Source organism: Acinetobacter sp., assembly GCF_045628685.1.
GTDB lineage: Bacteria > Pseudomonadota > Gammaproteobacteria > Pseudomonadales > Moraxellaceae > Acinetobacter.
Map to the genome: position 1 here is coordinate 59,691 of NZ_JAZQPV010000040.1, position 25,435 is coordinate 85,125.

At 40.1% G+C, this 25,435-nt stretch carries 23 protein-coding genes; 11 read left to right on the forward strand and 12 right to left on the reverse strand.

Features of this window, described 5'->3' with window-relative positions; genetic code table 11:
- Window positions 1-81: 81 nt before the first annotated feature.
- Window positions 82-3,858 (reverse strand): trifunctional transcriptional regulator/proline dehydrogenase/L-glutamate gamma-semialdehyde dehydrogenase, encoded by a 3,777-nt coding sequence (gene putA, locus ACKI4H_RS05460; RefSeq protein WP_407304343.1) that lies wholly within the window; start codon window positions 3,856-3,858, stop codon window positions 82-84.
- 119 nt (window positions 3,859-3,977) lie between these two features.
- On the opposite strand from putA, the gene ACKI4H_RS05465 reads away from it, so the two are divergent.
- From ACKI4H_RS05465 to ACKI4H_RS05490, 6 genes are all read left to right on the forward strand, one after another.
- Window positions 3,978-4,469, forward strand: coding sequence for an Lrp/AsnC ligand binding domain-containing protein (locus ACKI4H_RS05465; protein ID WP_407304344.1), 492 nt, complete (start codon window positions 3,978-3,980; stop codon window positions 4,467-4,469).
- Between the two features lie 606 nt (window positions 4,470-5,075).
- Window positions 5,076-6,518 (forward strand): aspartate ammonia-lyase, encoded by a 1,443-nt coding sequence (gene aspA, locus ACKI4H_RS05470; RefSeq protein ID WP_407304387.1) that lies wholly within the window; start codon window positions 5,076-5,078, stop codon window positions 6,516-6,518.
- 141 nt (window positions 6,519-6,659) lie between these two features.
- Window positions 6,660-7,031: a hypothetical protein gene (locus ACKI4H_RS05475; RefSeq protein ID WP_407304345.1), complete on the forward strand. Its 372-nt coding sequence runs from the start codon at window positions 6,660-6,662 to the stop codon at window positions 7,029-7,031.
- Window positions 7,032-7,166: 135 nt separating this feature from the next.
- A complete protein-coding gene (gene mfd / locus ACKI4H_RS05480; RefSeq protein ID WP_407304346.1) occupies window positions 7,167-10,625 on the forward strand; it encodes a transcription-repair coupling factor in 3,459 nt (1,152 codons plus the stop codon).
- A gap of 233 nt (window positions 10,626-10,858) precedes the next feature.
- A complete protein-coding gene (locus ACKI4H_RS05485) occupies window positions 10,859-11,293 on the forward strand; it encodes an HIT domain-containing protein (protein WP_407304347.1) in 435 nt (144 codons plus the stop codon).
- 65 nt (window positions 11,294-11,358) lie between these two features.
- Window positions 11,359-12,822 carry an adenylate/guanylate cyclase domain-containing protein gene (locus ACKI4H_RS05490; protein WP_407304348.1) on the forward strand — a complete coding sequence of 488 codons (1,464 nt, stop codon included), beginning with the start codon at window positions 11,359-11,361 and terminating at the stop codon, window positions 12,820-12,822.
- Between the two features lie 91 nt (window positions 12,823-12,913).
- Here ACKI4H_RS05490 and fdx read toward each other — a convergent pair whose 3' ends face one another.
- The 8 genes from fdx to ACKI4H_RS05530 form a co-directional block, all read right to left on the reverse strand.
- The gene (gene fdx / locus ACKI4H_RS05495; protein WP_407304349.1) at window positions 12,914-13,252 is read right to left on the reverse strand and encodes an ISC system 2Fe-2S type ferredoxin; all 339 of its coding nucleotides are present in this window, start codon (window positions 13,250-13,252) and stop codon (window positions 12,914-12,916) included.
- A 13-nt stretch (window positions 13,253-13,265) separates the two neighbouring features.
- Entirely contained in the window at window positions 13,266-15,128 is a 1,863-nt protein-coding gene (hscA, locus tag ACKI4H_RS05500; RefSeq protein WP_407304351.1) for a Fe-S protein assembly chaperone HscA, read from the reverse strand.
- Between the two features lie 38 nt (window positions 15,129-15,166).
- Window positions 15,167-15,682, reverse strand: a complete 516-nt coding sequence (hscB, locus tag ACKI4H_RS05505; RefSeq protein ID WP_407304352.1) for a Fe-S protein assembly co-chaperone HscB — start codon at window positions 15,680-15,682, stop codon at window positions 15,167-15,169.
- A 106-nt stretch (window positions 15,683-15,788) separates the two neighbouring features.
- Window positions 15,789-16,109 carry an iron-sulfur cluster assembly protein IscA gene (iscA, locus tag ACKI4H_RS05510; RefSeq protein ID WP_407304353.1) on the reverse strand — a complete coding sequence of 107 codons (321 nt, stop codon included), beginning with the start codon at window positions 16,107-16,109 and terminating at the stop codon, window positions 15,789-15,791.
- Between the two features lie 37 nt (window positions 16,110-16,146).
- Window positions 16,147-16,533 carry a Fe-S cluster assembly scaffold IscU gene (iscU, locus tag ACKI4H_RS05515; RefSeq protein WP_086188738.1) on the reverse strand — a complete coding sequence of 129 codons (387 nt, stop codon included), beginning with the start codon at window positions 16,531-16,533 and terminating at the stop codon, window positions 16,147-16,149.
- 86 nt (window positions 16,534-16,619) lie between these two features.
- Window positions 16,620-17,837 carry an IscS subfamily cysteine desulfurase gene (locus tag ACKI4H_RS05520; RefSeq protein ID WP_407304354.1) on the reverse strand — a complete coding sequence of 406 codons (1,218 nt, stop codon included), beginning with the start codon at window positions 17,835-17,837 and terminating at the stop codon, window positions 16,620-16,622.
- A gap of 1 nt (window position 17,838) precedes the next feature.
- Window positions 17,839-18,312, reverse strand: a complete 474-nt coding sequence (locus ACKI4H_RS05525; protein ID WP_131214394.1) for an Rrf2 family transcriptional regulator — start codon at window positions 18,310-18,312, stop codon at window positions 17,839-17,841.
- Window positions 18,313-18,424: 112 nt separating this feature from the next.
- Window positions 18,425-19,072 (reverse strand): hypothetical protein, encoded by a 648-nt coding sequence (locus tag ACKI4H_RS05530; protein WP_407304355.1) that lies wholly within the window; start codon window positions 19,070-19,072, stop codon window positions 18,425-18,427.
- A gap of 192 nt (window positions 19,073-19,264) precedes the next feature.
- On the opposite strand from ACKI4H_RS05530, the gene ACKI4H_RS05535 reads away from it, so the two are divergent.
- From ACKI4H_RS05535 to ACKI4H_RS05545, 3 genes are all read left to right on the forward strand, one after another.
- The gene (locus ACKI4H_RS05535; RefSeq protein WP_407304356.1) at window positions 19,265-19,732 is read left to right on the forward strand and encodes a phasin family protein; all 468 of its coding nucleotides are present in this window, start codon (window positions 19,265-19,267) and stop codon (window positions 19,730-19,732) included.
- A gap of 158 nt (window positions 19,733-19,890) precedes the next feature.
- Window positions 19,891-20,163, forward strand: a complete 273-nt coding sequence (locus ACKI4H_RS05540) for an HU family DNA-binding protein (RefSeq protein ID WP_004651791.1) — start codon at window positions 19,891-19,893, stop codon at window positions 20,161-20,163.
- A 133-nt stretch (window positions 20,164-20,296) separates the two neighbouring features.
- Window positions 20,297-22,165, forward strand: a complete 1,869-nt coding sequence (locus ACKI4H_RS05545) for a SurA N-terminal domain-containing protein (protein ID WP_407304357.1) — start codon at window positions 20,297-20,299, stop codon at window positions 22,163-22,165.
- Window positions 22,166-22,224: 59 nt separating this feature from the next.
- Here the strand turns inward: ACKI4H_RS05545 and ACKI4H_RS05550 are convergent, their stop codons facing one another.
- Window positions 22,225-23,097: a DUF2797 domain-containing protein gene (locus ACKI4H_RS05550; RefSeq protein ID WP_407304358.1), complete on the reverse strand. Its 873-nt coding sequence runs from the start codon at window positions 23,095-23,097 to the stop codon at window positions 22,225-22,227.
- A gap of 34 nt (window positions 23,098-23,131) precedes the next feature.
- On the opposite strand from ACKI4H_RS05550, the gene ACKI4H_RS05555 reads away from it, so the two are divergent.
- Entirely contained in the window at window positions 23,132-23,602 is a 471-nt protein-coding gene (locus tag ACKI4H_RS05555; protein ID WP_407304359.1) for a DUF6231 family protein, read from the forward strand.
- A 110-nt stretch (window positions 23,603-23,712) separates the two neighbouring features.
- Entirely contained in the window at window positions 23,713-24,372 is a 660-nt protein-coding gene (locus ACKI4H_RS05560; protein WP_407304360.1) for a YidB family protein, read from the forward strand.
- Between the two features lie 93 nt (window positions 24,373-24,465).
- Here the strand turns inward: ACKI4H_RS05560 and ACKI4H_RS05565 are convergent, their stop codons facing one another.
- The gene (locus ACKI4H_RS05565) at window positions 24,466-25,083 is read right to left on the reverse strand and encodes an OB-fold-containig protein (protein WP_407304361.1); all 618 of its coding nucleotides are present in this window, start codon (window positions 25,081-25,083) and stop codon (window positions 24,466-24,468) included.
- Window positions 25,084-25,110: 27 nt separating this feature from the next.
- On the reverse strand, window positions 25,111-25,422 hold the full coding sequence (locus ACKI4H_RS05570) for a Rieske 2Fe-2S domain-containing protein (protein ID WP_171535016.1): 312 nt from the start codon (window positions 25,420-25,422) through the stop codon (window positions 25,111-25,113).
- Window positions 25,423-25,435: the final 13 nt, after the last annotated feature.

A 25,435-nucleotide genomic window follows, 5' to 3' on the forward strand; every position in this document is an offset into this window, starting at 1 on the left:
ACCTGTCCCAAAGGAAGGGATTGCGTGGTAAAGAGGAAAACATCCAGTTACAGGGTTAAGTGCTGAAATTAAGTTTTTATCTTAGATTGAAGTCAAGGTCATCAAGCTGGTATTCCCTCCTGTGGCGGCAGTGTTAATACTAATCACGCGTTCAATAACCAAGCGCTCTAAATGGATATCATGATCAAGTGGTTTTAAATGCGTGATGCCGACAATTGCCCCTTGGAGCGAGGAAATTTGGGTTTGCAACTTTTGCAGTTGTGCTTGAGTGCCGTGATGTAGCACCGCATCAAAATCATCAGCCTCAATATTTTGAATAAAAGTAAAACGATCAGCAATTTCTTTCGGCATTTTTGATAGATATTTGAGCACAAAAGTATTCTCAGTCAGAACGATAGGCTGACTGCCGACCGCAAAAATTGCAGCCAATTGCTGAATCTGATCCTGCTCTTGATCGGCCAAAGACAGCACACGTTTTCTTGGCAACACGACATATTGATTACTTTCACCGGTCGGGCCTTGCAAGTCATAATGATGACCAGAGCAAAAAATTGGGCAGGGTGTAAGTTGATATTGAGGAAAGTTTTTTTCAGCCCAGCGATAAAACAGTTCATATAAAGGCTGGTGCGCTGGCTGTGTTGCTGTTGACTGTGTTGCAAAAGGAGTTGCCAGTTTTTTCGCTGAGCAGTGTTGCATTAAACGGTACAGATAAATTGGGCCGCCCGCTTTAGGACCGGTACCGGATAAACCTTCACCGCCAAAGGGCTGAACCCCGACCACAGCCCCGACAATATTACGGTTGATATATAAGTTGCCGACTTCTGCATGTGCAATCACGGTTTGAATGGTTTCATCAATACGGGTGTGCAGTCCCATGGTCAGGCCATAACCTTTGGTATTGATTTGTTCAAGTAACTGTTCTAATTGACCATATTTATAATGAATCACATGTAGGACCGGACCAAAAACTTCACGTTGCAAATCATTCAGATTCGGTAACTCAATTAAAGTGGGCGGAATAAAAGTACCTTCGGTTAAAGCTTGATCCTGTTCAGGATTCAACATGAGCTGATGGACGGGATGGCCTTTACTACGCATCTGGTCAATATGTTTTTGAATATTGCTTTGTGCCTCAAGATCAATGACAGGGCCAATATCGGTTTTTAACAGGAACGGATTACCGACACGCAGTTGTTGCATCGCACCTTTTAGCATATTGATGACACTATCTGCATTATCTTCTTGAACGCAGAGCACACGTAAAGCAGAACAACGTTGACCCGCACTGTCATAAGCTGAACTCACCACATCTAGAATCACTTGTTCAGTCAATGCAGATGAATCGGCAATCATGGCATTTTGCCCACCAGTTTCTGCAATCAGTGGAATGGGCTGGCCAGACTGACTCAGTCGTTGTGCCAGAGTTTTTTGCAGAATTTTGGCAACGTCAGTTGAGCCGGTAAACATGATGCCTTGAATACGCGCATCCCCACTCAATTGCACACCGACTGTTTCACCTTGTCCGGGAAGCAGTTGCAGTACATCTTGAGGAATACCGGCTTGCCATAAAATTTGAATCGCTTGCGCGGCAATCAGTGGTGTTTGTTCAGCCGGTTTTGCAAGTACGGTATTTCCGGCAACCAACGCTGCTGCAATTTGTCCGGTGAAAATAGCCAATGGGAAATTCCATGGACTGATACATAATACGGGACCGAGTGGTTGAATGACCGTATCATCATCCAGATCTATGATTTGAGCGGCATAATAGCGCAGGAAGTCGATGGCTTCACGAACCTCTGCAATGGCATTGGCGTAGGTTTTACCACTTTCGCGGCACAGTAAAATCATCAGTTCTTGCAAACATGCTTGCATCATATCTGCAGCGCGTTGCAAACAAGCGGCACGTATATTTTTTGGCGTATTTGTCCATTCAACTTGGGCATTGACTGCATTATCTAATGCCAGATTCACTTGTATAGCAGTTGCTTCTTGCACATGGCCGACAAGATCCACATGATTGGCAGGATTTAAAATTGCGATGGGCTGCGGATTATCATCAACAAGCGAATTTGCATGACTTATGTTTTTACCTAAAGCCTGAGCTTGCCATTGCTGCTGACTGAAATTTTGTACACTTTGATTCAGCAGCATTAACTCATGATCATTGGCTAAATCTAAGCCCATAGAGTTCGGACGAATATTGCCGTATAAGTCGGGTGCTAAAGGAATGGCCGGATGCTTTTGGCCTATTTGTGATTCTTTGGCTGCATTTTTCAAAATTTCTGAATATGGATTTTCAATCAGATCTTCAATTTTTAAGGATTTATCTGCAATACGGTTGACGAAAGAGGTATTGGCGCCGTTTTCCAGTAAACGTCGTACCAGATACGCCAGTAAAGTTTCATGATTCCCCACTGGCGCATAAATACGGCAAGGCACGCTCAGTTTGTTATCCATTTTATCGCCCACCACTTGCTCATATAGTGGTTCGCCCATGCCATGCAGACACTGGAATTCATATTGACCGCTGTAATATTGGTTTGGATCGGCCAGATGGTAAATCGTGGCAAGCGTTTGAGCATTGTGTGTAGCAAACTGCGGATAAATCTGCTGTGGGGCAGCCAGGAGTTTTTTGGCACAGGCAATATAAGATAAATCAGTATGCACTTTACGGGTAAACACCGGATAGTCGGTCATGCCATCAATCTGGGCTTTCTTGATTTCGCTATCCCAGTAAGCACCTTTGACCAGACGAATCATCAAGCGTTTTTGACTGCGTTTTGCCAGATTCACCACGTAATCGACCACGTTGAAGCAACGCTTTTGATAAGCCTGAATCACAAAGCCAATACCTTTCCAGTCGGCAAGGCTAGGTTCAAAACACAGACGCTCTAACAATTCTAAAGATATTTCCAGACGTTCAGATTCTTCGGCATCAATATTTAGACCAATATTATAGCGTTTTGAGAGTTCCGCCAATTGCAGCACTTTTGGATATAATTCCTTATGCACACGGTCAAGCTGCGCACGTTGATAGCGCGGATGCAGGGCAGAAAGCTTGATTGAAATGCCGGGACCGTCGTAGACATCTTTGTTTTTGGAGGACTGGCCAATGGCATGGATGGCATTGCTATAATCCTGAAAATAACGTTCAGCATCATGTTCTGTAAGTGCTGCTTCACCTAGCATGTCATAGGAATATCGGAAACCTTTGTCCTCTAAAGGTTCGGCATGTTCTAGCGCTTCTTGAATGGTTTCACCAGTAACGAACTGTTCACCCATTATACGCATCGCTACATCTACCGCTTTACGGATAATGCCGCGACCACTGCGTGCCAAAAGCCCGGTCAGGACACTGGATAGACTTTTTTGTTCTGGTGTTTCCATCAGTTTGCCGGTCAACATGAGACCCCAAGCCGCGGCGTTGACAAACATCAGGCTACTTTGTCCGACATGTTCTTTCCAGTTGCCCTGATTAATTTTATCGCGAATCAGCAGGTCACGGGTGGCACTGTCCGGAATACGAAGCAAAGCTTCGGCCAGACACATCAAGACAATGCCTTCCTGAGAGGATAATGAAAATTCTTGCAATAAACCCTGAACGATTCCCGCTTTACCATTAGAGCTTTTACGTTCACGCAATGTGTGAGCCAGGTTAAAAGCTAGGTTGTAAATACGCTGATTCAGTTGTTCAGAAATCTGGCTATGTTCAAGCAGGTTTTCAACACACTCGGGTTCAGCACGGCGCCAGGCGGTATTAACCTCAACTTCATAATCATTCTTTTCTTTAAATTCAGTAATATATTCAAAGTGAGGTTTTGCCAGATTGAAGCGGGTTTCTGTATCCATCATATTCATGCCAACGTCCTGTGACTGCCAATTTTTTTGTAGAGTCAAATACCTTGTATAATTTATGATTACAGAAAGAACACCGAATAACTCACTATAATTTTTATTCATTTTAGAGAATAATTCAGATGACGAGCCCGATTTTTACATTGGATAGAACCGATATCAAAATTTTAGATATTCTGCAAAATGATGGACGAATTTCAAATATCAAACTGGCTGAAGCGGTGAATTTATCGGCTACAGCAGCGTTGGCCCGCGTACAGAAATTGATGAAAGATGGTTTTATTTTAGGCTATGAAGCCAAGCTGAACCCCGACATGTTGAATGCCAGTTTTGTAGTTTTTGTGGAGATTTTACTGGATAAAACTACACCCAATGTCTTGGATGAATTTTCAGATGCAGTGATGCAATATCCTGAAATTGTGGAATGTCATATGATCAGTGGAGGTTTTGATTTTGTGGTGAAAATACGCTGCGCCAGTATGGGAGAATTCCGCAAAATTTCAGGGCAAGTGTTGTGGCAACTTCCGGGCGTTAAAGAAACCCGAAGCTATCCGGTCATGGAAGTAATTAAAGAAAGTTCAAAAATCAATCTGAAAACCAAAGTACAAAAATAAAATTGAAGAAAAGGCACAATGCCTCTTTAATCAATGCAGTTTTATCTAAATTTTATTAAGGTTTTTTAGAAATAGCAGACATTCCATTTATTTAATTCTGCCCTTTATTTTTTGTATAAATCATTTATGTGTTCAAAAGGTTGCAGCACTTCTTGAGATAGCACTTTTCTAATCAGCTCACCAGAATAATAGGGAGGAATTACAGAATAAAACCGGGGATGATTTTATACAGTCCTCTAAAGGGATTTCATAGCAGGTTGTGTAGGGGAATGTGCTTTTAGATAGAATTGATAAAAACGAAGAAAATGAATCAATTATAAACATGGCGTTTAATATTATTTATAAAGCCAATCTACAGGCTTACTCTGAATTGAAAATCCGTCAGAAAGGTCTTTTGAGTTTTATTTTTGGATGAAAAAAAATTGAAAGTACAAGGGATAGAAAAAGGAGTTTACAGAAATTTACACTAGCTACAAAGTTAGGGTAATTGGTTATATAGCATTGCTAAATAAATATCTTTTTACAATATCTAAAAAAGAGCAAAGGTTTAATATTTGTTCAGTTGCACAATTCTGGTGCATAAATGTGAGTATATTTAAAGTGTCTATGAGTCAACTGGATAATACAAGAATAGAGCGTGATTTGTTGGGAGCTAAGGAAGTTCCTGCAGCATGTTATTACGGCATTCATACTGTACGGGCTTTAGAGAATTTTCAAATCTCTCATCAGACAGTCGGGAATTATCCTTATTTTATTCGTGCTTTGGCTCAAGTCAAAAAAGCTTCTGCACAAACCAATTTAAAATTTAACAAAATTTCTGAACAGGTCAGCCAGGCGATTCAGCTGGCTTGTAATAAATTAATCGAATCTCCAGAAAAATGGAGCGATGCTTTTCCTTTAGATGTTTATCAAGGCGGAGCAGGTACGTCTATTAATATGAATACCAACGAGGTATTGGCCAATATTGCATTGGAGCATTTGGGTTTTTATAAGGGGCAATATGATCATATTCACCCCAATGATCATGTCAATAAATCACAATCAACCAATGACGTGTATCCAACTGCATTACGCTTGGCAACCTATTATAGTCTGGATGATTTATTGCTTCAGATCCAAAAAATGATTGATACCCTGAATATCAAGGTGGCAGAGTTTCAGTTTGTATTGAAAATGGGACGTACCCAATTACAAGATGCAGTTCCCATGACGTTGGGACAAGAGTTTCGTGCTTTTGCAACCTTGTTAAAAGAAGATATCCGGCTGATTCAACGGACACGTGAACTTTTACTGGAAGTGAATTTGGGCGCCACTGCTATTGGTACGGGAATAAACACACCTCAAGGGTATGCACACGAGGTGATTCACTCTTTAAATAAAATCACCGGCCTGAATTTAACCGGTGCGGAAGACTATGTGGAAGCCACCAGTGATTGTGGCGTCTTTATTATCTTATCCAGTACGCTTAAACGCCTTGCAGTGAAACTTTCAAAAATCTGTAACGACTTGCGCTTGTTGAGTTCGGGACCGCGTACGGGGTTAGCCGAAATTCGCTTACCAGAATTACAAGCTGGTTCATCAATTATGCCAGCTAAAATTAATCCCGTAATTCCTGAAGTGGTAAATCAAATAGCTTATAGAGTGATAGGGAATGATTTAACCGTAACCATGGCTGCAGAAGCCGGGCAATTACAGTTAAACGTGATGGAACCGGTTATCGCGATTGCAATTAATGAATCGATTGAATTGTTAATACAAGCCATTTCGAGTTTGGATACCAAATGTATTCAAGGTATTCAGGCCAATGAGCAGGTGTGTTATGACGCTGTGATGCGAAGTGTGGGTATTGTTACTTTACTTGATCCAATTTTAGGACATGCCAAATGTGATGAAATTGGCAAGCAATGTATTGCAGAAAACAAGACCATTCAGCAGATTGTATTGGAGCAGGAATTACTGACCCAAGAACAGTTAGATGAAATCTTTGCCTTTAGCAATCTGGTTTCAGAAGTGACCGCACAACATGAGCTTTTCGCACAAGTGAGTTAATTTGCTTTGAGTAAGAATTTAACCATCTATAATATTGAAAAGGCAGCAAGTTAAAATCGCTGCCTTTTTTATGAAAAATAATGCTGAATATAAAGCAGTGCAGGGTTAAAATAGTCATGATTTTTAATCATTGTAATGCTTATGTTGAATAAACTCGCTGAACTATTTACAAGTTCAAGACTATTTAAAAGTTCAAAGCCATCTGCTGAACAACTTTTTCTCGAAGAAAATAATATCTGGTTCCATTCAGAACAGGGTTATATCGTCGATGGTATTGTGGTTAATGAACTGTCAGAACGGCTGTCGTATTTCTCCAATCGAAAATTAACCCAGTTTGATGATTTAAAATCGTTATATTTCACGTCCATGATTATTAATGAAAAAATTGATCTGGAAATTGCCAGTCAGCGTTTTGTAGCGCGTTTAGGCAATACTGAAGAAAACCTGTTGCAATTAAAGCAGATCATTCAAAAGCTAAATCAGTATTATCGTCATTTCTTACGCGAAAAATAAAGGGGAAAACAGGATTTAAAGACAAGACATCTAACAGGATGGAAAGGGAAAAATCGGTCGCATATAAAAATAACTCAACCGGGAAAAACCCATGTTAATATACTGCTCATGTCATTTAGACCAAAAGCTATATACATGTTCCAACAACAAATTTCCCAATTAAATCTGCAGCAATTAAAAGCAGGCGAAAAACGCTGGGTCGGTAATTTACAAGGCTCATCTGCATCTTTATTGTTCAAAGAAATAGCGATGCAAAGCAAGCAGTTATTCATTTTGGTTGCCAGAAATAATCAGCATTTGGGACAGTTGGAAAGTGAATTAGAATTTTACGGGATAAAACCGACCATTTTCCCGGATTGGGAAATTTTGCCTTATGACCGTTTATCGCCTCATCAAGATATCGTGTCAGAGCGACTTTCAATTTTATCGAATATGCCGAAGCAAGGCATTTTGCTTTTATCTGCCTCAACGTTAGTACAGCGTGTTGCGCCCACTTCATGGGTGTTGGGTGAGCATTTCGATATTAAAGTTGGACAAAAATTTGAACTGGAACAGCAAAAACTGCGTTTGATTCAGGCGGGCTATCATCTGGTCGATACCGTTTATGATCATGGTGAATTTGCGGTACGCGGCAGCATTATGGACATTTATGCATCTGGGCAAAATTCACCGATCCGCATTGATTTATTTGACAATGAAATTGAAAGCTTAAAGTTCTTTGATCCTGAAACTCAAAGAACCACACAAAATTTGCAACAGTTTTCGGTATTACCTGCCAAGGAATTTCCACTTAAAGAGGGGCGTTCAACTTTCCGGGACCGTTATGCAGAAAGTTTCCCGAATGCCAATCCGAAGAAAAATCCAGTTTATCAGGATGTCTTGGAAGGCATTGCTTCCCCAGGCTTAGAGTTCTATTTTCCTTTATTCTTTAACAAAGAAGCGATGCAAACACAAAGTACCCTGATGGCGTACTTACCAAAGAATGGCATTGTCATTACAGATAAGCATCTGGATGAAGGTTTAACTAGTTTTTGGAAGGATGTGGTTCGACGTTATGAAGACCGTCGCCATAATATCGATCATCCGATTTTGCCGCCAGAAGAAATATTCCTGCAACCGAATCAGGTTTTGGAACAGCTGAATCACTTTGCCCGAATCATTGCTTCAAACGAAGAATTTATCGAAAAAACCGGTGTTCTGAATCTCAATACGGAAGTGCCACCGCGTTTACCCGTCGATCCGAAACAGGAAAAACCTTTCTCGGCGGTTAAAAAATATATTGATGCTGTAAATCATCCTGTACTTTTAGTTGCTGAAAGTGCCGGTCGCCGTGAAACCTTAAAGGATGCTTTACGTCCTGCCTTGGGTGATATTCCGAGTGTCGAAAATTTTGCAGAGTTTAGAAAATCACTCCATGCCATAGCTATTACTAGTGCGCCACTAGATCGTGGGTTGGTAATTCCTGATCACCTCACCGTGATTTCTGAAAATCAACTCTATGAGCATCGTGTGGTTCAGCGCCGTCGTAAACGTCAGCAGGAAGTGTCGGAAGAATTTTTAATCCGTAGTTTAACTGAACTCAGTATTGGTGCACCGGTGGTGCATATTGATTATGGTGTAGGGCGTTATGCAGGTTTAATCACTTTAAGTATTGATGATCAGGATCATGAATTTTTACAGCTGGATTATGCCGATGCTGCCAAAGTATATGTTCCGGTCACCAACTTACATTTGATCAGCCGTTATAGCGGCGGTGATCCCGATTTAGCGCCATTACATAAATTAGGCACCGATGCCTGGAACAAGGCAAAACGTAAGGCCTTGGAACAGATACATGATGTCGCCGCTGAACTGTTGCATATTCAGGCGCGTCGTCAGGCAAAACCCGGCTTTAGTTTTGAACTTGAGCAAAGTCCGTATATGCAATTTGCCAGCGGCTTTGCTTATGAGGAAACTCTAGATCAAGCCAATGCAATTGAAGCGACATTGCATGATATGCAACTTGCCAAACCGATGGATCGTCTGGTCTGTGGTGATGTTGGTTTTGGTAAGACCGAAGTCGCAATGCGAGCAGCATTTTTAGCGGTGCAAAACAATAAGCAAGTCGCTGTTTTAGTGCCGACGACCTTGCTGGCACAACAGCATTATGAATCCTTTAAAGACCGTTTTGCTGATTGGCCGATTCGGATTGAAGTACTTTCGCGTTTTGGTTCTAATAAAACCCATTTAAAAATTACCGAAGACTTGGCTGACGGTAAAGTCGATATTGTGATCGGGACACATAAAATTTTGCAGGAAAGTATCCAGTTTAAAGACTTGGGTTTGATGATTGTCGATGAAGAGCATCGTTTTGGGGTGCGCGATAAAGAACGGATTAAAGCCATGCGCGCTGATGTCGATATGCTGACCCTGACGGCAACCCCAATCCCGCGTACCTTGAATATGGCTTTTAGCGGGATGCGCGATTTATCCATTATTGCCACGCCACCAGCACGTCGTTTGGCCGTCAAAACTTTTGTGCAAGAACACACCAGTGAATCCATTAAAGAAGCCATTTTGCGTGAATTGCTTCGTGGTGGGCAGGTTTACTTTTTACATAATGAAGTCGATTCGATTGAACGTGCTGCAGCCAGTATTCGAGAGCTGGTTCCTGAAGCACGTGTCGCGGTTGCCCATGGACAAATGCGCGAACGTGAACTAGAACAGGTGATGCAGCAGTTCTATCACAAAGAATACAATGTTTTGGTGTGTTCAACCATTATTGAAACCGGAATTGATGTGCCAAATGCCAATACCATTTTGATTGAACGTGCAGACAAACTGGGGCTCGCGCAATTACATCAATTGAGAGGGCGTGTCGGGCGTTCGCACCATCAAGCCTATGCCTATTTGCTTGTGCCTTCAATTAAAGGCTTAAAAGGCGATGCAGAAAAACGGCTGGATGCCATCCAGCGTGCATCAAATTTAGGTGCCGGTTTTATGCTTGCCACAGAAGATCTAGAAATTCGTGGCGCAGGTGAACTTCTGGGTGAGCAACAAAGTGGTTCGATGCACGCGATTGGATATAGCCTGTATATGGAAATGCTTGAAAAAGCGACTAAAGCCATTCAAAAAGGTAAAACCCCGAATTTCGATGCACCCTTATCGTTAACGGCTGAAATTAATCTGCATATGCCGGCATTGATTCCAGATGAATATTTAGGCGATGTACACCAACGTTTGATGTTCTATAAACGAATCAGTAATACCGATAGTGAGGAAAAACTCGATAATATCCGGATGGAACTGATTGACCGTTTTGGTGTGCCCCCCCAGCCTGTGAAGCAATTATTCGCAGTGCATCACCTCCGCTTAAAAGCAGAGCAGTTGGGGATTACCAAGGTAGATATCAGCTCCCATGGTGGTCATATCGAGTTTTCACCTGACACCCCCGTTCAAGCCGTGAGCATCATTCAAATGATGCAAAAGCATCCGACTTTTTTCCGTATGGAGGGGGGGCAGCGTTTGAAAGTGAGGGTAATGCTGGAAGATTATCAAAAAAGAATTCAGTTTATTTCGGATTTGCTCGCGAGTTTGTTAAAAGAAATTCACTGATGAAAAAGTGGGTGAGTAAATAATATGCGCTCACTGCTGAATTGACCGATAATTTGAGATTTATTGAAAAGAAATACTTGAATTTTTAAGGGAATTTATTAAATTTATCTGCGCCTGGGTCTTCAAAGCAAATAGTGGTTTATTTGTAATGAAACACATTGCATAGAATATTCACGTCCCATTGGATGTGATAGTATTAGCCATCATTCTAATTTTGCATAATTTATAAAGATATGTTTAGTTTGCATCCACAACTTGCTCAAGATACTTTTTTTGTAGGCGACTTCCCACTGTCAACATGTCGTTTGATGAATGATATGCAATTTCCGTGGCTCATATTAATTCCGCGCGTACCGGGTATTAGCGAATTATATGAATTAAGTCAGGCTGACCAAGAACAGTTCCTTCGTGAATCTAGCTGGTTATCCAGCCAATTGGCACGTGTATTTCGTGCAGATAAAATGAATGTTGCGGCTTTAGGCAATATGGTTCCACAATTACATTTTCATCATGTCGTGCGTTACCAGAATGACGTGGCTTGGCCAAAGCCAGTCTGGGGCACACCTGCTATTCCTTATAGCAATGAAGTCCTTGCTCATATGCGCCAAACTTTAATGCTTGCGCTACGTGGTCAAGGTGATATGCCATTTGACTGGCGTATGGACTAATTCGAAGCGATTTAAGAAGCCAGACAGGGAATGTTGGGTGTGAATACTGGGACCGGAGCGATTGAGTGCCATTAGACGACTGGATTAGAAAAGAGCCGAGACAATTTGAATATTTTCATCGTTTGATGGGATATATCATGTTGTCTTTACTCATCATTGTCTATCATTACACTACTTCTGATACGCACTATCAGATTTATGTTCCGGTATTCTTATTGTTTGTCCTGCTAATTACTCCAAAGTTATCGAATGGACTGTTGTACCGTTATAATTCCAAAACAAAACGCAGTTTATTATTTCTGGTTGATGTTGTAGCTATTTCAGTTATTTTATCGGCCATTCATTTAAACTTGGTGCTGACGTTTATTTCACTTTTTGCCATTCTGTATACAGCAATCAGTAATAAAATTTCATTTCTCATGGTGTCGTTGGCGAGTCTGATTGGAATCGCAATTTTCTATCTGTGTAACATCTTTATTTTTGGATTTGGCGAATATTTTGAACAAACGACAGGTGAATTAACCGTTCTGGGCTTTATTTGTCTCATCACTTATTTGGGTGTGGGAAGTTTTTATCAACGTAGCCAAATCCAGTATATTACCGATCGTAAAGCTTATTATTATGAGCAAATGAATCGTTATATGGAATTTGCCAACCAGCTCAGCCGTTATGCACCGGTACAATTGTGGCAATCGATCATGAAGGGTGAGTCGGAAGCCAAAATTGAATACAAACGTAAGAAAATGACCATTTTCTTTTCAGACATTCAAGGTTTTACCGAGCTTTCTGAAACCCTTATCCCGGATGACTTGGCATTCTTGCTCAATGACTATTTAAGTCATATGACAGAAATTGCGAAACAGTATGAAGCGACTGTGGATAAGTTTATGGGAGATGCGATTTTAATATTCTTTGGTGATCCAATTTCGCAAGGTGTTGAACAAGATGCAAAAACTTGTTTGGACATGGCGATTGATATGCGTCAGCAAATGAAATTATTAAGAGAGCGCTGGATTAAAATGGGCTATCCGGCTTTACATATTCGTATGGGAATCAGTACTGGATATTGTCACGTTGGGAATTATGGTGCGGCTCATCGTATGGCATATACCATCGTTGGGCGTGATGCGAATTTGGCGGCACGTTTGCAAAGTGCGGCAGAAATCGATGAAATATTAATTTCTGATGATACCTATAATTTAATTAAAAATGATTATTTGTGTGCACCTAAAGCCCCAATTAAGCTGAAAGGTATTCAAGGTCCGGTAAACACCTGGCAAGTGATGGAGAAATATACTTCACGTAAATCGGATTATCAGCGCTGGTTTGATTATGAGTATAAAGGTTTCCATTTATTGCTGAATCTGGATGAAGTGCAAAATTACGAATATCCAGAGCTGATCAATGTTCTGGAAAAAATGATCAAGCGCATACAAAAACAGCAAAAAATGACCAACTCTCAAGGCATTGTTAAGCTGAATTTAGAAGATGAAATAATTGAAGATCAGAAAGATGAGCAATATCATTAAGCATCTTTACTATGAAATTTCATATAAAAACATACTAAGCTCCATATAAAAAACCACGCTAAGCGTGGTTTTTTATGAATCCTTAAATCAATTAATGCTTCTCAGAAGCATGATTGATGGTGTATTTTGGAATTTCAACTTCCAAATCTTCATCCACAATTTTAACCTGGCATGAAAGACGTGAGTCAGGCTCAAGACCCCAGGCGCGATCAAGTAAATCGGCTTCGACATCAGTCATTTCTTCTAGGCTATCAAAACCTTTGCGAACCACAACATGACAAGTGGTACATGCACAAGACATGTCACAGGCATGCTCAATCTTGATGCCATTTTTCAATAAGCTTTCACAAAGATTGGCATTCTGTTCGACTTCAAACTCAGCACCGTTCGGGCAAATTTGCGCATGTGGAAGAACTTTAATACGTGGCATAATTTTTACCTATTTATTCGGGTGAGTTTGACCAGTCATCAAGTTGAGTACCTTTAAGCGCAGCATCAATATGTTGATTCATACGTACTGCAGCAAAGGCATCGCTATGTATTTTAAGCTGTTGTATTGCTTCTTCAATCGTCTTGATATCAGTCGTTGATAACTGATTTTCAAGTTGAGTTTTGGCTTGCTCTAAAGCAACAAGTTGTTCAGTGCTAAGTAGGTTTGAATCAACTTTTAATGCTTGGGTGAGGGCTTCTAGTTCACGTTGTGCTTCAACTTTGGTTTCTTGCAAGTGACGAAGATTTTTATCTTCTTCAGCAAATTTAAAACTTTCAATCAATAAGCGTTCAGTATCAGAATCTGATAGGCCATAAGATGGTTTAATATCAATTTGTGCATGCACGCCAGAGGTGGTCTCTTTGGCAGAAACAGTCAGTAAGCCATCTGCGTCAACCTGAAAAGTCACTTCAATACGTGCCTGGCCTGCAGTCATCGGTGGAATGCCATGTAAAACAAAACGCCCCAAACTTCGGCAATGTTCAACCAGATCACGTTCACCTTGTACCACGTGAATCAGCATTGCAGTTTGACCATCTTGATAGGTAGTGAACTCTTGGCGACGTGCTACGGGAATAGCGGTATTACGTGAAATCAGGCGTTCAACCAGACCACCCATGGTCTCTAAACCTAAAGAGAGTGGGGTAACATCCAGTAGTAGCGAACCATCTTTGCTGTTACCAATCAGCTGGTCTGCAGTAATAGCGGCACCAATGGCAACCACTTCATCTGGATTGATTGTGCATAAAGGCTCTTGATTGAACACATCGCGAACTGCTTTTTGGACCGCATATGAACGGGTTGATCCACCCACTAGAACGACATTTTGAATATCGGCCAGTTCAATCTTGGCATCGCGCATCACGCGTTTACATACGCTAATGGTTTTATCTAAAGCAATTTTAATGATGTCTTCAAATGTTTCACGATCTAAAGTCAAGACTTGATCTAGCGCCTGAAGTTCAACAGACTCTAACTCTGTTAATGCTTCTTTGGCAGTACGTGCTGCAACCATCAGATGTGCGTGATCTGAATCATTCAAGCTTTCAATATTGAGCTGTTTCTTCACCCATTTTACAATCAAGCGGTCTAAATCGTCACCGCCAAGTGCGGTATGACCACCCGTCGCTAAAACTTCGAATACGCCTTGAGTAAAACGCAAGATCGAAACGTCAAAAGTACCACCGCCTAGGTCATAAATCACATAGTTGCGATCAGAAGCTAAATTGCTCTCTTGATCTAGACCATAAGCGACTGCAGCAGCAGTCGGTTCATTCAGTAAACGTAGTACATTTAACCCAGCCAGCTGAGCTGCATCACGCGTGGCTTGACGTTGCGCTTCATCAAAATAGGCAGGAACAGTAATGACTGCACCATTAATTGGATTTTGTAAGCTGGATTCGGCACGTTCTTTCAGTTGTTTTAAGATTTCAGCCGAAACTTCAACCGGGGTTTTGCGCCCTTGGTTGGTTTCAAAAGCTGGCATTTGGTGGTCTTCACCCACCAGAGTATATGGATGCTGGAATTTGATATCGGCTTTTGAGCGACCCATAAAGCGCTTAACAGAAACAATGGTATTTTTAGGATCGCTGGTCATGAAGGCTTTGGCTTCATGACCATATTGGGTTGCGTCATCTGCATAATGCACAATCGACGGAAGTAACACGCGACCTTGTTCATCGTTAAGAACTTTGGCTTTGCCTGATAAAACCGTAGCCACTAAAGAGTGTGTTGTACCTAAATCGATACCAATGGCAATACGGTGTTCGTGGGGCGCACTTGATTGACCAGGTTCTGCAATTTGCAAGAGAGCCATTGTGTTACATCCTTTGAACGTCTAAAAGTAAAAATAAATTAAAAATCATCATCAAGATCGAAAGAATCATCATCTAAGAAGCGATCCTCAGCTTTGTCGATATCCGCCATGACTTTTTGAAAGAAGCGTAACTTACGCACTGTATCGCGCGCTTCAGCCCAGTCTTCTTCAGTATAGTCAATTTTAAATTCACGAACCAAGCTGTCAATCCATTGTTGGACTTCTTGTTTAAGTGAAATCAAATCGTCGGCAGCGTGAGCTTCATCTAACTGTTCACGAATTTCTAGCGCAGATTGCAAGAATTCAAAATCGCTGATGGACTGATCAAGTAGATGATCTTGCTTTTTCAACGAAAGCAAATATCCCGCACGACTATCAACTTGAGATAAAACTTTAAATGCCTGATTGATTTCACTTGACTTGATTAATGCCTGATCTTTGTCTTCAGCTTTATCGGGATGATATTGTTGCTGCAATTTTAAAAATTCATTTTTTAAAGCTGCTAAATCAATATCGAGTGCTACAGGAAGATTGAACAACTCAAAATGATTCATGGGAGATTTGATCCGCAAAAGTTCTATAAAATAACTGCAAATATAAATGTAATTAAAACAGTGTATTTCACACTGTTTTAATTTTTAAAAGAAGGGATGAGGTTGATTAAACAGTGAAAGATTCACCGCAACCACATTCACCTTTTTTATTGGGATTGTTAAATTCGAAGCCTTCGTTTAAGCCATTTTTTACATAGTCCATTTCCAAACCTTCTAAATAGACACTGCTTTTGGGATCAACGAAAACCTTAACACCAAGCTGTTCAAACACTTGATCATGTGTGTCAATTTCATCAACGAATTCGAGTACATATGCCAAGCCAGAACAGCCTGAAGTTTTCACGCCAACGCGAATGCCTTCACCCTTACCGCGATTTTTTAAGTAATTGCTGATATGAGTTGCAGCATTTTCAGTTAAGTGAATCATGAAAACTCCGTTATTCCTTATTCAAAACTTAAAGCGATTAGGCTTTAGCTTTTTTGCTGCGGTAGTCTTCAACAGCAGCTTTAATAGCATCTTCAGCAAGTACAGAACAGTGTACTTTTACTGGAGGAAGCGCGAGTTCAGTTGCAATATCAATGTTCTTGATTGCTTGTGCTTGATCTAAAGTTTTACCTTTAAGCCATTCAGTGACAAGCGAACTTGATGCAATAGCAGATCCGCAACCATAAGTTTTGAAACGTGCCTGTTCAATAATTCCGTTGTCATCCACTTGAATTTGAAGACGCATAACGTCACCACAAGCGGGTGCACCAACCATACCTGTACCAACATTTTCAGCGTTTTTATCTAAAACACCAACATTACGGGGGTTTTCGTAATGATCAATTACTTTTTCACTATAAGCCATGATGCGTCTCCAAACCTCGGGGTCAGCCTTGATAAGAATTAATATGGGGGCATCTTACTGAAATTCTATAAGATGCCAAGAATAAATTAGTGTTCAGCCCATTCTACTGTAGACAGATCCACGCCATCTTTGTACATATCCCAAAGAGGAGAAAGATCACGTAATTTTTGTACAGCAGCTTTGGTCACTTCAAGTACATGGTCGATATCTTCTTCAGTGGTATATTTACCGAAGCTGAAACGAATCGAACTGTGAGCAAGCTCATCAGACAGACCTAATGCACGAAGCACATAAGAAGGCTCAAGTGTTGCAGAAGTACAAGCAGAACCCGATGATACAGCAGCATCTTTCAATGCCATCATCAATGATTCGCCTTCAACAAAGTTGAAGCTGACATTGAGGTAGTTTGCAACGTTGTATTCAGGGTGGCCATTTAAGAACACTTGTTCCAAACCTTGTAAACCATTCCAAAGTTTGTCACGTAATACACGAATGCGTTTTTGTTCAGATTCTAGGTTTTTGCCTGCAAGTTCAAATGCTTCACCCATACCCACGATTTGATGGGTTGCAAGTGTACCCGAGCGCATACCGCGTTCATGACCGCCACCATGCATTTGAGCTTTAAGACGAACACGTGGGCTACGACGTACAAACAGTGCGCCTATACCTTTGGGGCCATAAATTTTATGCGCAGAGAAACTCATTAAATCAATTTTCATGGTTGAAAGATCAATTTCAACTTTACCCGCAGCTTGAGCCGCATCGACGTGGAAATAGGTTTTATTTGCGCGGGTGATTTCACCAATTGCAGCAACATCAGTCACGGTACCAATTTCGTTGTTCACCATCATCAGGGAAACAAGAATGGTATCTGGACGAATCGCAGCTTTAACCATTTCCGCGGTGATTAAACCGGTTTTTGGTTCTGGCTCAAGATAGGTGATTTCAAAACCTTCTTCTTCGAGTTCACGGCAAGTATCTAAAATTGCTTTATGTTCAATTTTACTGGTAATGATGTGTTTGCCTTTAGAGGCATAGAATTGTGCAACACCTTTTAATGCAAGGTTATCAGATTCGGTTGCGCCAGAGGTCCACACAATTTCACGTGGATCTGCTTTGATTAAATTAGCAACTTGTTCACGTGCATATTCTACTTTTTCTTCCGCTTGCCACCCGTAAGCATGAGAACGAGATGCAGCATTGCCGAAAGTACCATCGAATGTTAAGCACTCCATCATACGTTCTGCAACTTGAGGATCTACAGGAGTGGTTGCTGCATAATCAAGATAAATCGGACGTTTCATGTCAAATACCTGTAACCGATAAAAGGGCTGAATCAAAACTTGGTGAATTTTGGCGGATTGCAACGGTTTGTACGTTGTCACGTGCTACAAGATCAGCAAGCGTAATTTTTGCTAAATAATCGGCAATGTGGTGGGAGAGTTCTTGCCATAAATCATGAGTCAAGCACATTGCACCATTTTGACAGTTGCCTTTATGGTCACAACGCGTTGCATCGACGGTTTCGTTTACAGCTTCAATAATTTCTAACACAGTGATTTCATCAGCGCGACGAGCAAGATGGTAGCCACCGTTGGCACCACGTACACTAGAAACTAAGCCGTGACGCTTTAATTTTGCAAATAACTGCTCAAGATAAGCTACAGAAATAGTTTGACGGGCTGCAATTTCAGCGAGCGTGATCGTTTGTTCAGTTGGCTGCAAAGCTAAATCAAGTAGAGCAGTCACTGCGTAGCGACCGCGAGTAGTAAGACGCATGATTCGATACACATGTTAAGACTAGATGTGTTGATTTTAAGAATCCTGACTAAAATAGTCAAGTTTTTTATGCGGCTTTAAATTGTTTCTTTTTATAAGAAAAATTATATATTTATGCTAGCCATAAATTATACACTAATAACGCAATCAAAAGGACGGTCGTTACAATAAACGATATATTGGTTCTCTTCTGTTTTTGTTCGATGCGACGAATCCGATTTCGGTATTGTTTAACTTCCACTTCTAAGCTATTGATTTTTGAACGTTGGAGGTCAATTTTTTCTAAAAGCGGTGCGATGCGTTTTTTAGACGCAACAATGTCTTGTTGATCAGTAGGTTCAGTTAACCACTGTTTCCAGTCCGATAAAACTTTTGGAAAGCTGAAGAGCAAAGCTAAATCACGGAACTCATCTTTTAAAGTCAGGTCGCCATCAATACGCATTTTTTTGAGACTGCTGCGATTGGCAAACACAAAGACTTTTATTAAATCCATAAGGGTGGTGCGAATATCCAGATCAACGGGATACTCTGGCGCTTTTGTATCAAATAAAATTCCATGTTCATTAAATTGGATGTAAAAATCAAAGTAAGGCAAATAACTATTAATTTTAATCGCAACTTTTTGATCTATAAATTTTTTAGCCTGTAAACCAATAACGTGATCATGCTTCAAAATGAGTGTGAAAATTGTTTCAAGAACAATCATAGCCATTGTGAGCAACAAATGCTTTTGCTTTTGATTTTGTTGCGATTCACTCATAAAACTCAATCCTTACCTGAAATAGAGCATCCCAGCTCGTAAAATATGCTTCAGGACTTACGCCAAATATATAATAATCTTGCTTTGTAGAACAGTTTAACAAATCGATCAAGTATTTAATTTGCTATTATGAGTGTATTTTGTGGATAAATATGTTTAACAGTGCATAAAACAATCAGGAGATAAGGATTAATGGATAAGCAAATAAAAGATCAGGATGAGGATCAACAAATACAGGAAAATACTGATAAAACAAAGAATAGATTACGGGTAGGGCGTAAGTCAGGACTGGATTTTCGTAAATATACTCAACAAATCTGGCTCGCCGGTTTAGGTGCTTTTTCACGTGCAGAAGAAGAAGGAAATAAATTATTTGACTCTTTAGTCAAGGTTGGTGAAGAGCTGGAGTCTAAAACCACGGAAATTGCTGATCAAACGGTAGAAAAAGTCTCAGAAAAAGCCAAAGAGTCAGTCACGGATACTAAAGATAAAGTTGAGAAGCTAATTGACCATAGTGTGAACCATTCTTTAAACCGGATTGGTTTGGTTACGGTAAAAGATATTCAACATCTAGAAAGTCTCATATTACAGCTACATAGCAAGGTCGATTTTTTGGTTGAAGAAAACAAGCTTTTAAAAGCGAAAATTGTAAAAAAATGAAACAATTTTGCTTTTTCTGCATTTTTCAACAATTTTTTTCGCATTTATTTTGCAGAATTTGATATCCGGAGTATTGCGTTTTGCCCTGCACCATTGCTATAAAGGTGTTATGGAATCCTTAGACCTTAAATAAACGATATTAAGAGGACGTAATCTTCATGAATAAATCAGAATTAATCGATGCAATTGCAGAGAAAGGGGGATTGTCTAAGACTGATGCAGGTAAAGCCTTAGATGCGACAATTGCTTCAATTACTGAAGCACTTAAATCTGGTGATACTGTAACACTTGTTGGTTTTGGTACATTCAATGTAAAAGAACGTGCAGCACGTACTGGTCGTAACCCACAGACTGGTGCAGCTTTAGAAATTAAAGCAAGCAAAGTACCTAGCTTTAAAGCTGGTAAAGGTTTAAAAGATTCTGTTGCTTAATCTTTTTTAAAACCGATAAACGCGCCGCATTAGGCGCGTTTTTTTATTAATAGTGGCAATTTTCAAGTTGAACGCATTCATTCATTGTGGGTTTTCGGGTAAAATCCCTCACAAATAAAATATTGGAATACTTATGGAATCTTTTCGTAAAGTTATTAAGGGTTGGTTAGGCAAAGTTCTGCTTGTATTGTTTTTGACCCCTTTAGCACTTGTAGGTATTGAAGGATATTTTAGTGGCGGGAAGTCGGAAGACACGGCAAAATTAGTCAATGGCCAAGAAATTTCTAAAAAAGAACTAGAAACACTGACTAAATCATTTAAAGAACAGTATCTGGCGTATGCCAATGGCGATGAAACTTTATTGAATCAATCTTTTATTCAAAATAAAGCGATGGATACCCTGGTGGCTCGTACCTTGTTATTGCAACAAGCAGAAAAGTTAGGGATTTCTTTAAGTGATGCACAGATTGAACAAATGGTTGCCCAACAACCTAACTTTCAAGAAAATGGTAAATTTTCTGAAAGCTTGTATGCAAACTATTTGCGTTCAGTGGGTATGACCAGTCAAGCTTTAATTGCAAATTTGCGTCAAGACCATGCCTTAAAAATGTTGACTTCAACATTTATGGATTATGCTTTGGTGAGTAAGCTTGATATTGAACAAATTGCAAACTTGCAAACTGAACAACGTACATTACATCTTGCGAGCATTAAACTGGATGACTATAAAAAAAATGTAAAAGTAACTCCTCAAGAAATTGCGGCTTATTACAACAAACATCAAAATTCATTTAAACAAGTTGCAAGTGTGGATGTAGATTATGTTGTGTTGACACCAGCGAATGTAGCACCGGTGAATACGCAAGTCACAGAGGCTGAATTACAGCAAGCTTATGCAGCATTTGTGGAAGCGCAAAAGAAAGATGCTAAACCACTGGTGAAGCATATTTTAATTTCGGCAGATACGCGTTCAGATGCAGAAGCAAAGAAATTAGCCAATGATGTGGCTGCAAAAATTAAAGCAGGGATGAGCTTTGCTCAAGCTGCTGCGCAATATTCAGATGATACCGAATCCAAAGCCAAAGGTGGTGTGGTAGACGCATATGCCAAAGGTGTATTTGGTGATGCATTTGACCAAGCTGTAACTTCTTTGAAATCAGCGCAAGTTTCCGCTCCTGTTAAAACACAGTATGGTTATCATTTAATTGAAACAGAAGCGGCTTCGGTTAAGCTTCCAACGTTTGAAACGGAAAAACCACGTTTGCTGGCTGAATTGCAAAAGAACAAGTCTGCAAATGCCTTTTCAGATACTGTAAATGCGCTGAATGAAATGGTGGTAGGGAGTGATGCGCTGGATGTAGTAGCCCAAGAAGTGAAGGGGGTAACCGTACAATCAATCAAGGGTATGACTTTATCGACTCAGCATCCTGTATTGAGCGATGCGAATGTAAAAGTTAAGCTATTTAATGATGATGTGAAAAATGGTGACCGTAATGCTTCAAGCAGTATCCAGTTAGCCAATGGTGATACCGTTTGGGTAAAAGTACGTAATTATCATGCGGCTGGAGTGCAAACTTTGGCAGAAGCAACACCTCGTGTTAAAGCTAAACTGATTGAACAAAAAGCAACTGATGCTGCAAAAGCCAAAATTCAAACTGCTTTAAATAGCTTTAAATCACAACCTGCTGCAACTGCCTTAGCTCAAAGTAACATCACATTTGAAAATGCAGGTGTATTTACACGTTCACAAGGTTTGAAACGTGAGATTGAACGTGCAGCATTTAGTGTCCCGGCACCAAAAGCAGGCATGTGGTCGGTTACAACAGCTTCTTTACCAGATGAGTTAGTGGTTGTGGCTGTGTCGAATGTGAACAAGACCATGTCGAATGCTTTAACGGATGATCAGTTGAATGAATTGTCTAAGTTGTATCAACAGCTTCGTGGTCAACAAGAACTTGATGATTACACTGAATATCTAAAAGCGCATGCCAAAATTAAATAATTTCGTATGAAATAAAAAAACCTGCATTTATGCAGGTTTTTTATGGACTCATTCAAGTTTTATTCAGCACGTAGCTTTAGTTCATAGCCGGAGTATTTACGAATATTAATCACCCCGGTATCCAAGATCAGGTATTGACCTTTGATGCCCAATAATTTTCCGCGAATGATCGGAGTTTTGTCCAGATTATGTGATTTGATTTTCTCAGGATATTCATCGACTGGATAAACAAACTCACGTGGAAGCTCATCTTCCATCACTTCAACAGTTTCATTAAATTCAAGGTTTTGACTAAATTCATCACGAATGGTTTGAATTTTCGGTGCAAATTCTTCAATCAGTTGCTCACGAACTTCTATTAAATTGAGTGGTTCAGCTTCCCCTTTCAGTAGTTTTCGCCAGTCAGTTTTGTCAGCGACTTGGGTTCCAAACATGATTTCCAGTTGACCGGATAGGCGGCGTGACCCGACTTTCATAATTGGAAGGGCTTGAGTTGCACCTTGATCAAGCCAGCGTGTCGGCATTTGTCCTTGACGGGTAATGCCTACTTTTAATGCACTGGAATTGGCCAGATAAACAATATGGGGCTGAAAACAAACGTCATGTGCAAAACTATTTTGACGGCAGGTACCCAAATGATAGTGACATGTTTCAGGCTTCATAATACACATGTCGCATGAAGCTTGAGTTTTAAAGCATTTAAAGCAGTGACCTTGTGCATAGGATTTGGGCGTTTTATTTTCACAGGAAACACAGTAAATATTACCTGTCCATTCAATTTCGACTTCTTGTCCCAACGTAAATGGAAGATCAATTGCAGCGCGATCCAGTACAAATTTATATTCTACATTTGCCTTACAGGTCTGTTGATCAGTTACAATAGGGTCCTTTAAACCTGCATGCATTTTATGGCAAATGCCTTGTAGTTCCATGAAGAATACTCTCTCAAATAATAAGGATGCAGTTATGGCTGAACAAAATGTCATTGCTTCAATGCTAGACGATTTATCTAAAGAACAGCCTATTCAAACTGCATTGTGTATTGGCCAAAATCTTGCACAATACGACAACAATCAATCAATTCAATGGCACTATTTTACCGTAACTGAGTTTTTAAGTCTGCCTTTTACACAGCGATATGACTTGGGTATGGTATTGCTTGATTCATCAGAGTTACTTGATATTTCAAATGTTCAAAAATCGCAACTACTCGTCAAGCTACGTGATTTGATGGCAAAACGTATTGTGGTAGTGAGCCAGTTACAAGATGAGAAATTATTGCGTGCTTTAGGGTTTACCCAGCTGATTGATAAAACCCAACATGATCGCAATTTTGCTTTGTGGCAATTTAATATCCTGACCTATAAGCATATACCAGACTGGTTTAATTCCAAGTTTTGGGCGAATCCGGAAAACTGGAATAAATTTCGCTGGTAAGGCTCCACTGTTTCTTTCTTTTCTAAATCTTGCAAAACTTAACAATTTGCCCGCATTACAGGTTTTGAAAGCATCGTATGCTTTTCTTAAGCCGATAAAAGGACGATACGATGACAAATCTGAGTAATATTGTGGAAATACTGGCTAAACAGGCTTTAGGTGGTAACCCGAAAAATCAGTCACAACCTCAACAAGGCGGCTTAGGTGGGATTTTAGCTTCAGTATTGGGGCAGTTGGGTGGCAATAATACGCAGCAACAATCTCAGCCTAACCAGCAATCCCGACAACATCAACAAGGCGGTCTAGGTGGAATTTTAGGATCAGTATTAGGGCATTTAAGTGGTTCACCACAAAATCAGCCTAGGCAACAAACTGGCGGTTTAGGCGGTGGTGGTACAAAAACTTTATTAATTGCAGTTTTACCTTTGATTTTAGCATGGATTCAAAAGCAAGGTGGTATACAAGGCGCTTTGGATAAACTAAAAGGCATGGGCTTAAATAAGCAGGTAGATGACTGGGTGTCTACAGGCCCGGGTGAAAATGCAAGTGTGAATCAGCAACAGGTTCAAAGCTTATTTGATGAGCAGGAAGTAGAGCAGGTTGCCCAAGAAGCACATGTCCCTAAACAAGATATTTATAGTGCGATTTCAACAGTTTTACCGCAAATTATTGATTCCTTAACTCCCCAGGGTGAGCAAACCAATAAACAAGAAGCTAATGCAGATATTCAACAAGTGATGAACACGATTTCTGGCTTGCTTAAACGTTAATGTTGTAGCTTTTGAGTCCAGTTAAGTTGATGACTTGACTGGATTTTTATATTTAAAAATTAATTTTGATAATTTAGTTAAATTACTCAAATGTTACTGATAATTTTCCATACTAAAAAGGGAATTGGATTTAGATATTTTTTTAGCAATATAGTGGGATTTTTTTAAGCGAATTAAAATAATCTGCGATTGAAATTCCAATTCACCAAATTCTGGCTCAACTTGAACATAATGCAGTTGCCCGAAACTATCTCTTACCCGTGCCTGTGCAGAAAATCCCGGGCGGGCATTGCCGCTTGATATTGTTGCGAGGCGTCCAAGCAGACTAACCTGTTGTCTGGTGAGTGTGGGTTTAATAACTTGATCAAGACAATGAATCATAAAAACGGTGAAGAAAATCGCAATGATGAGTGCGGGGATTACCAGGTAGAAAGCTGGTAGAAATTTTTGATGTTGGGCATAAACACAAAGCTGAAGAAAATAGCCTGAGAAACTAAAGTTCATCAGTAAAAATACAACAATCAGTGTTTTGGAAAATTTAACATTCAGTAAGGGTGATTCAGAGATTTTTTTTGGAGACAGTCTCTTTAGATATTTTGTAGGGCGAATATTAAAGTAATAACCAATGGTTTCTGCCATGCTGAGTAAAACTAAAGCCAGTAAGCTTAAATGAAACGGGATTAAGTCATAGTTCTGTAAAAACTCAAGCATGGCAAGATTCCATTGAGGGTATTTTATTTATTCTTCGTTGAGGTAAATTCCACCATCAGAATGTACGTTGATCGCTACTTTTTCAAGTGATTGTCCCTGGCAAGGACCAGAAATACATTCACCTGTTTCAACCAGAAATAGTGCTCCATGGGTGGAGCATTCGATAAATTCCTGATCGCGGTCCAAGAACTGATTTTCTAAAAACTCCAGTTCAACCTGCAAATGCGGACAGAGATTCTGATAGGCATAAAATGCACCGTCACGCTGGGTAATAAAAATGGTGTCACCATTCGGCGTTTCGTATGAACGCGCTTCACGTTCAGGAATTTCTTCCATCATCGCAATTTTAATC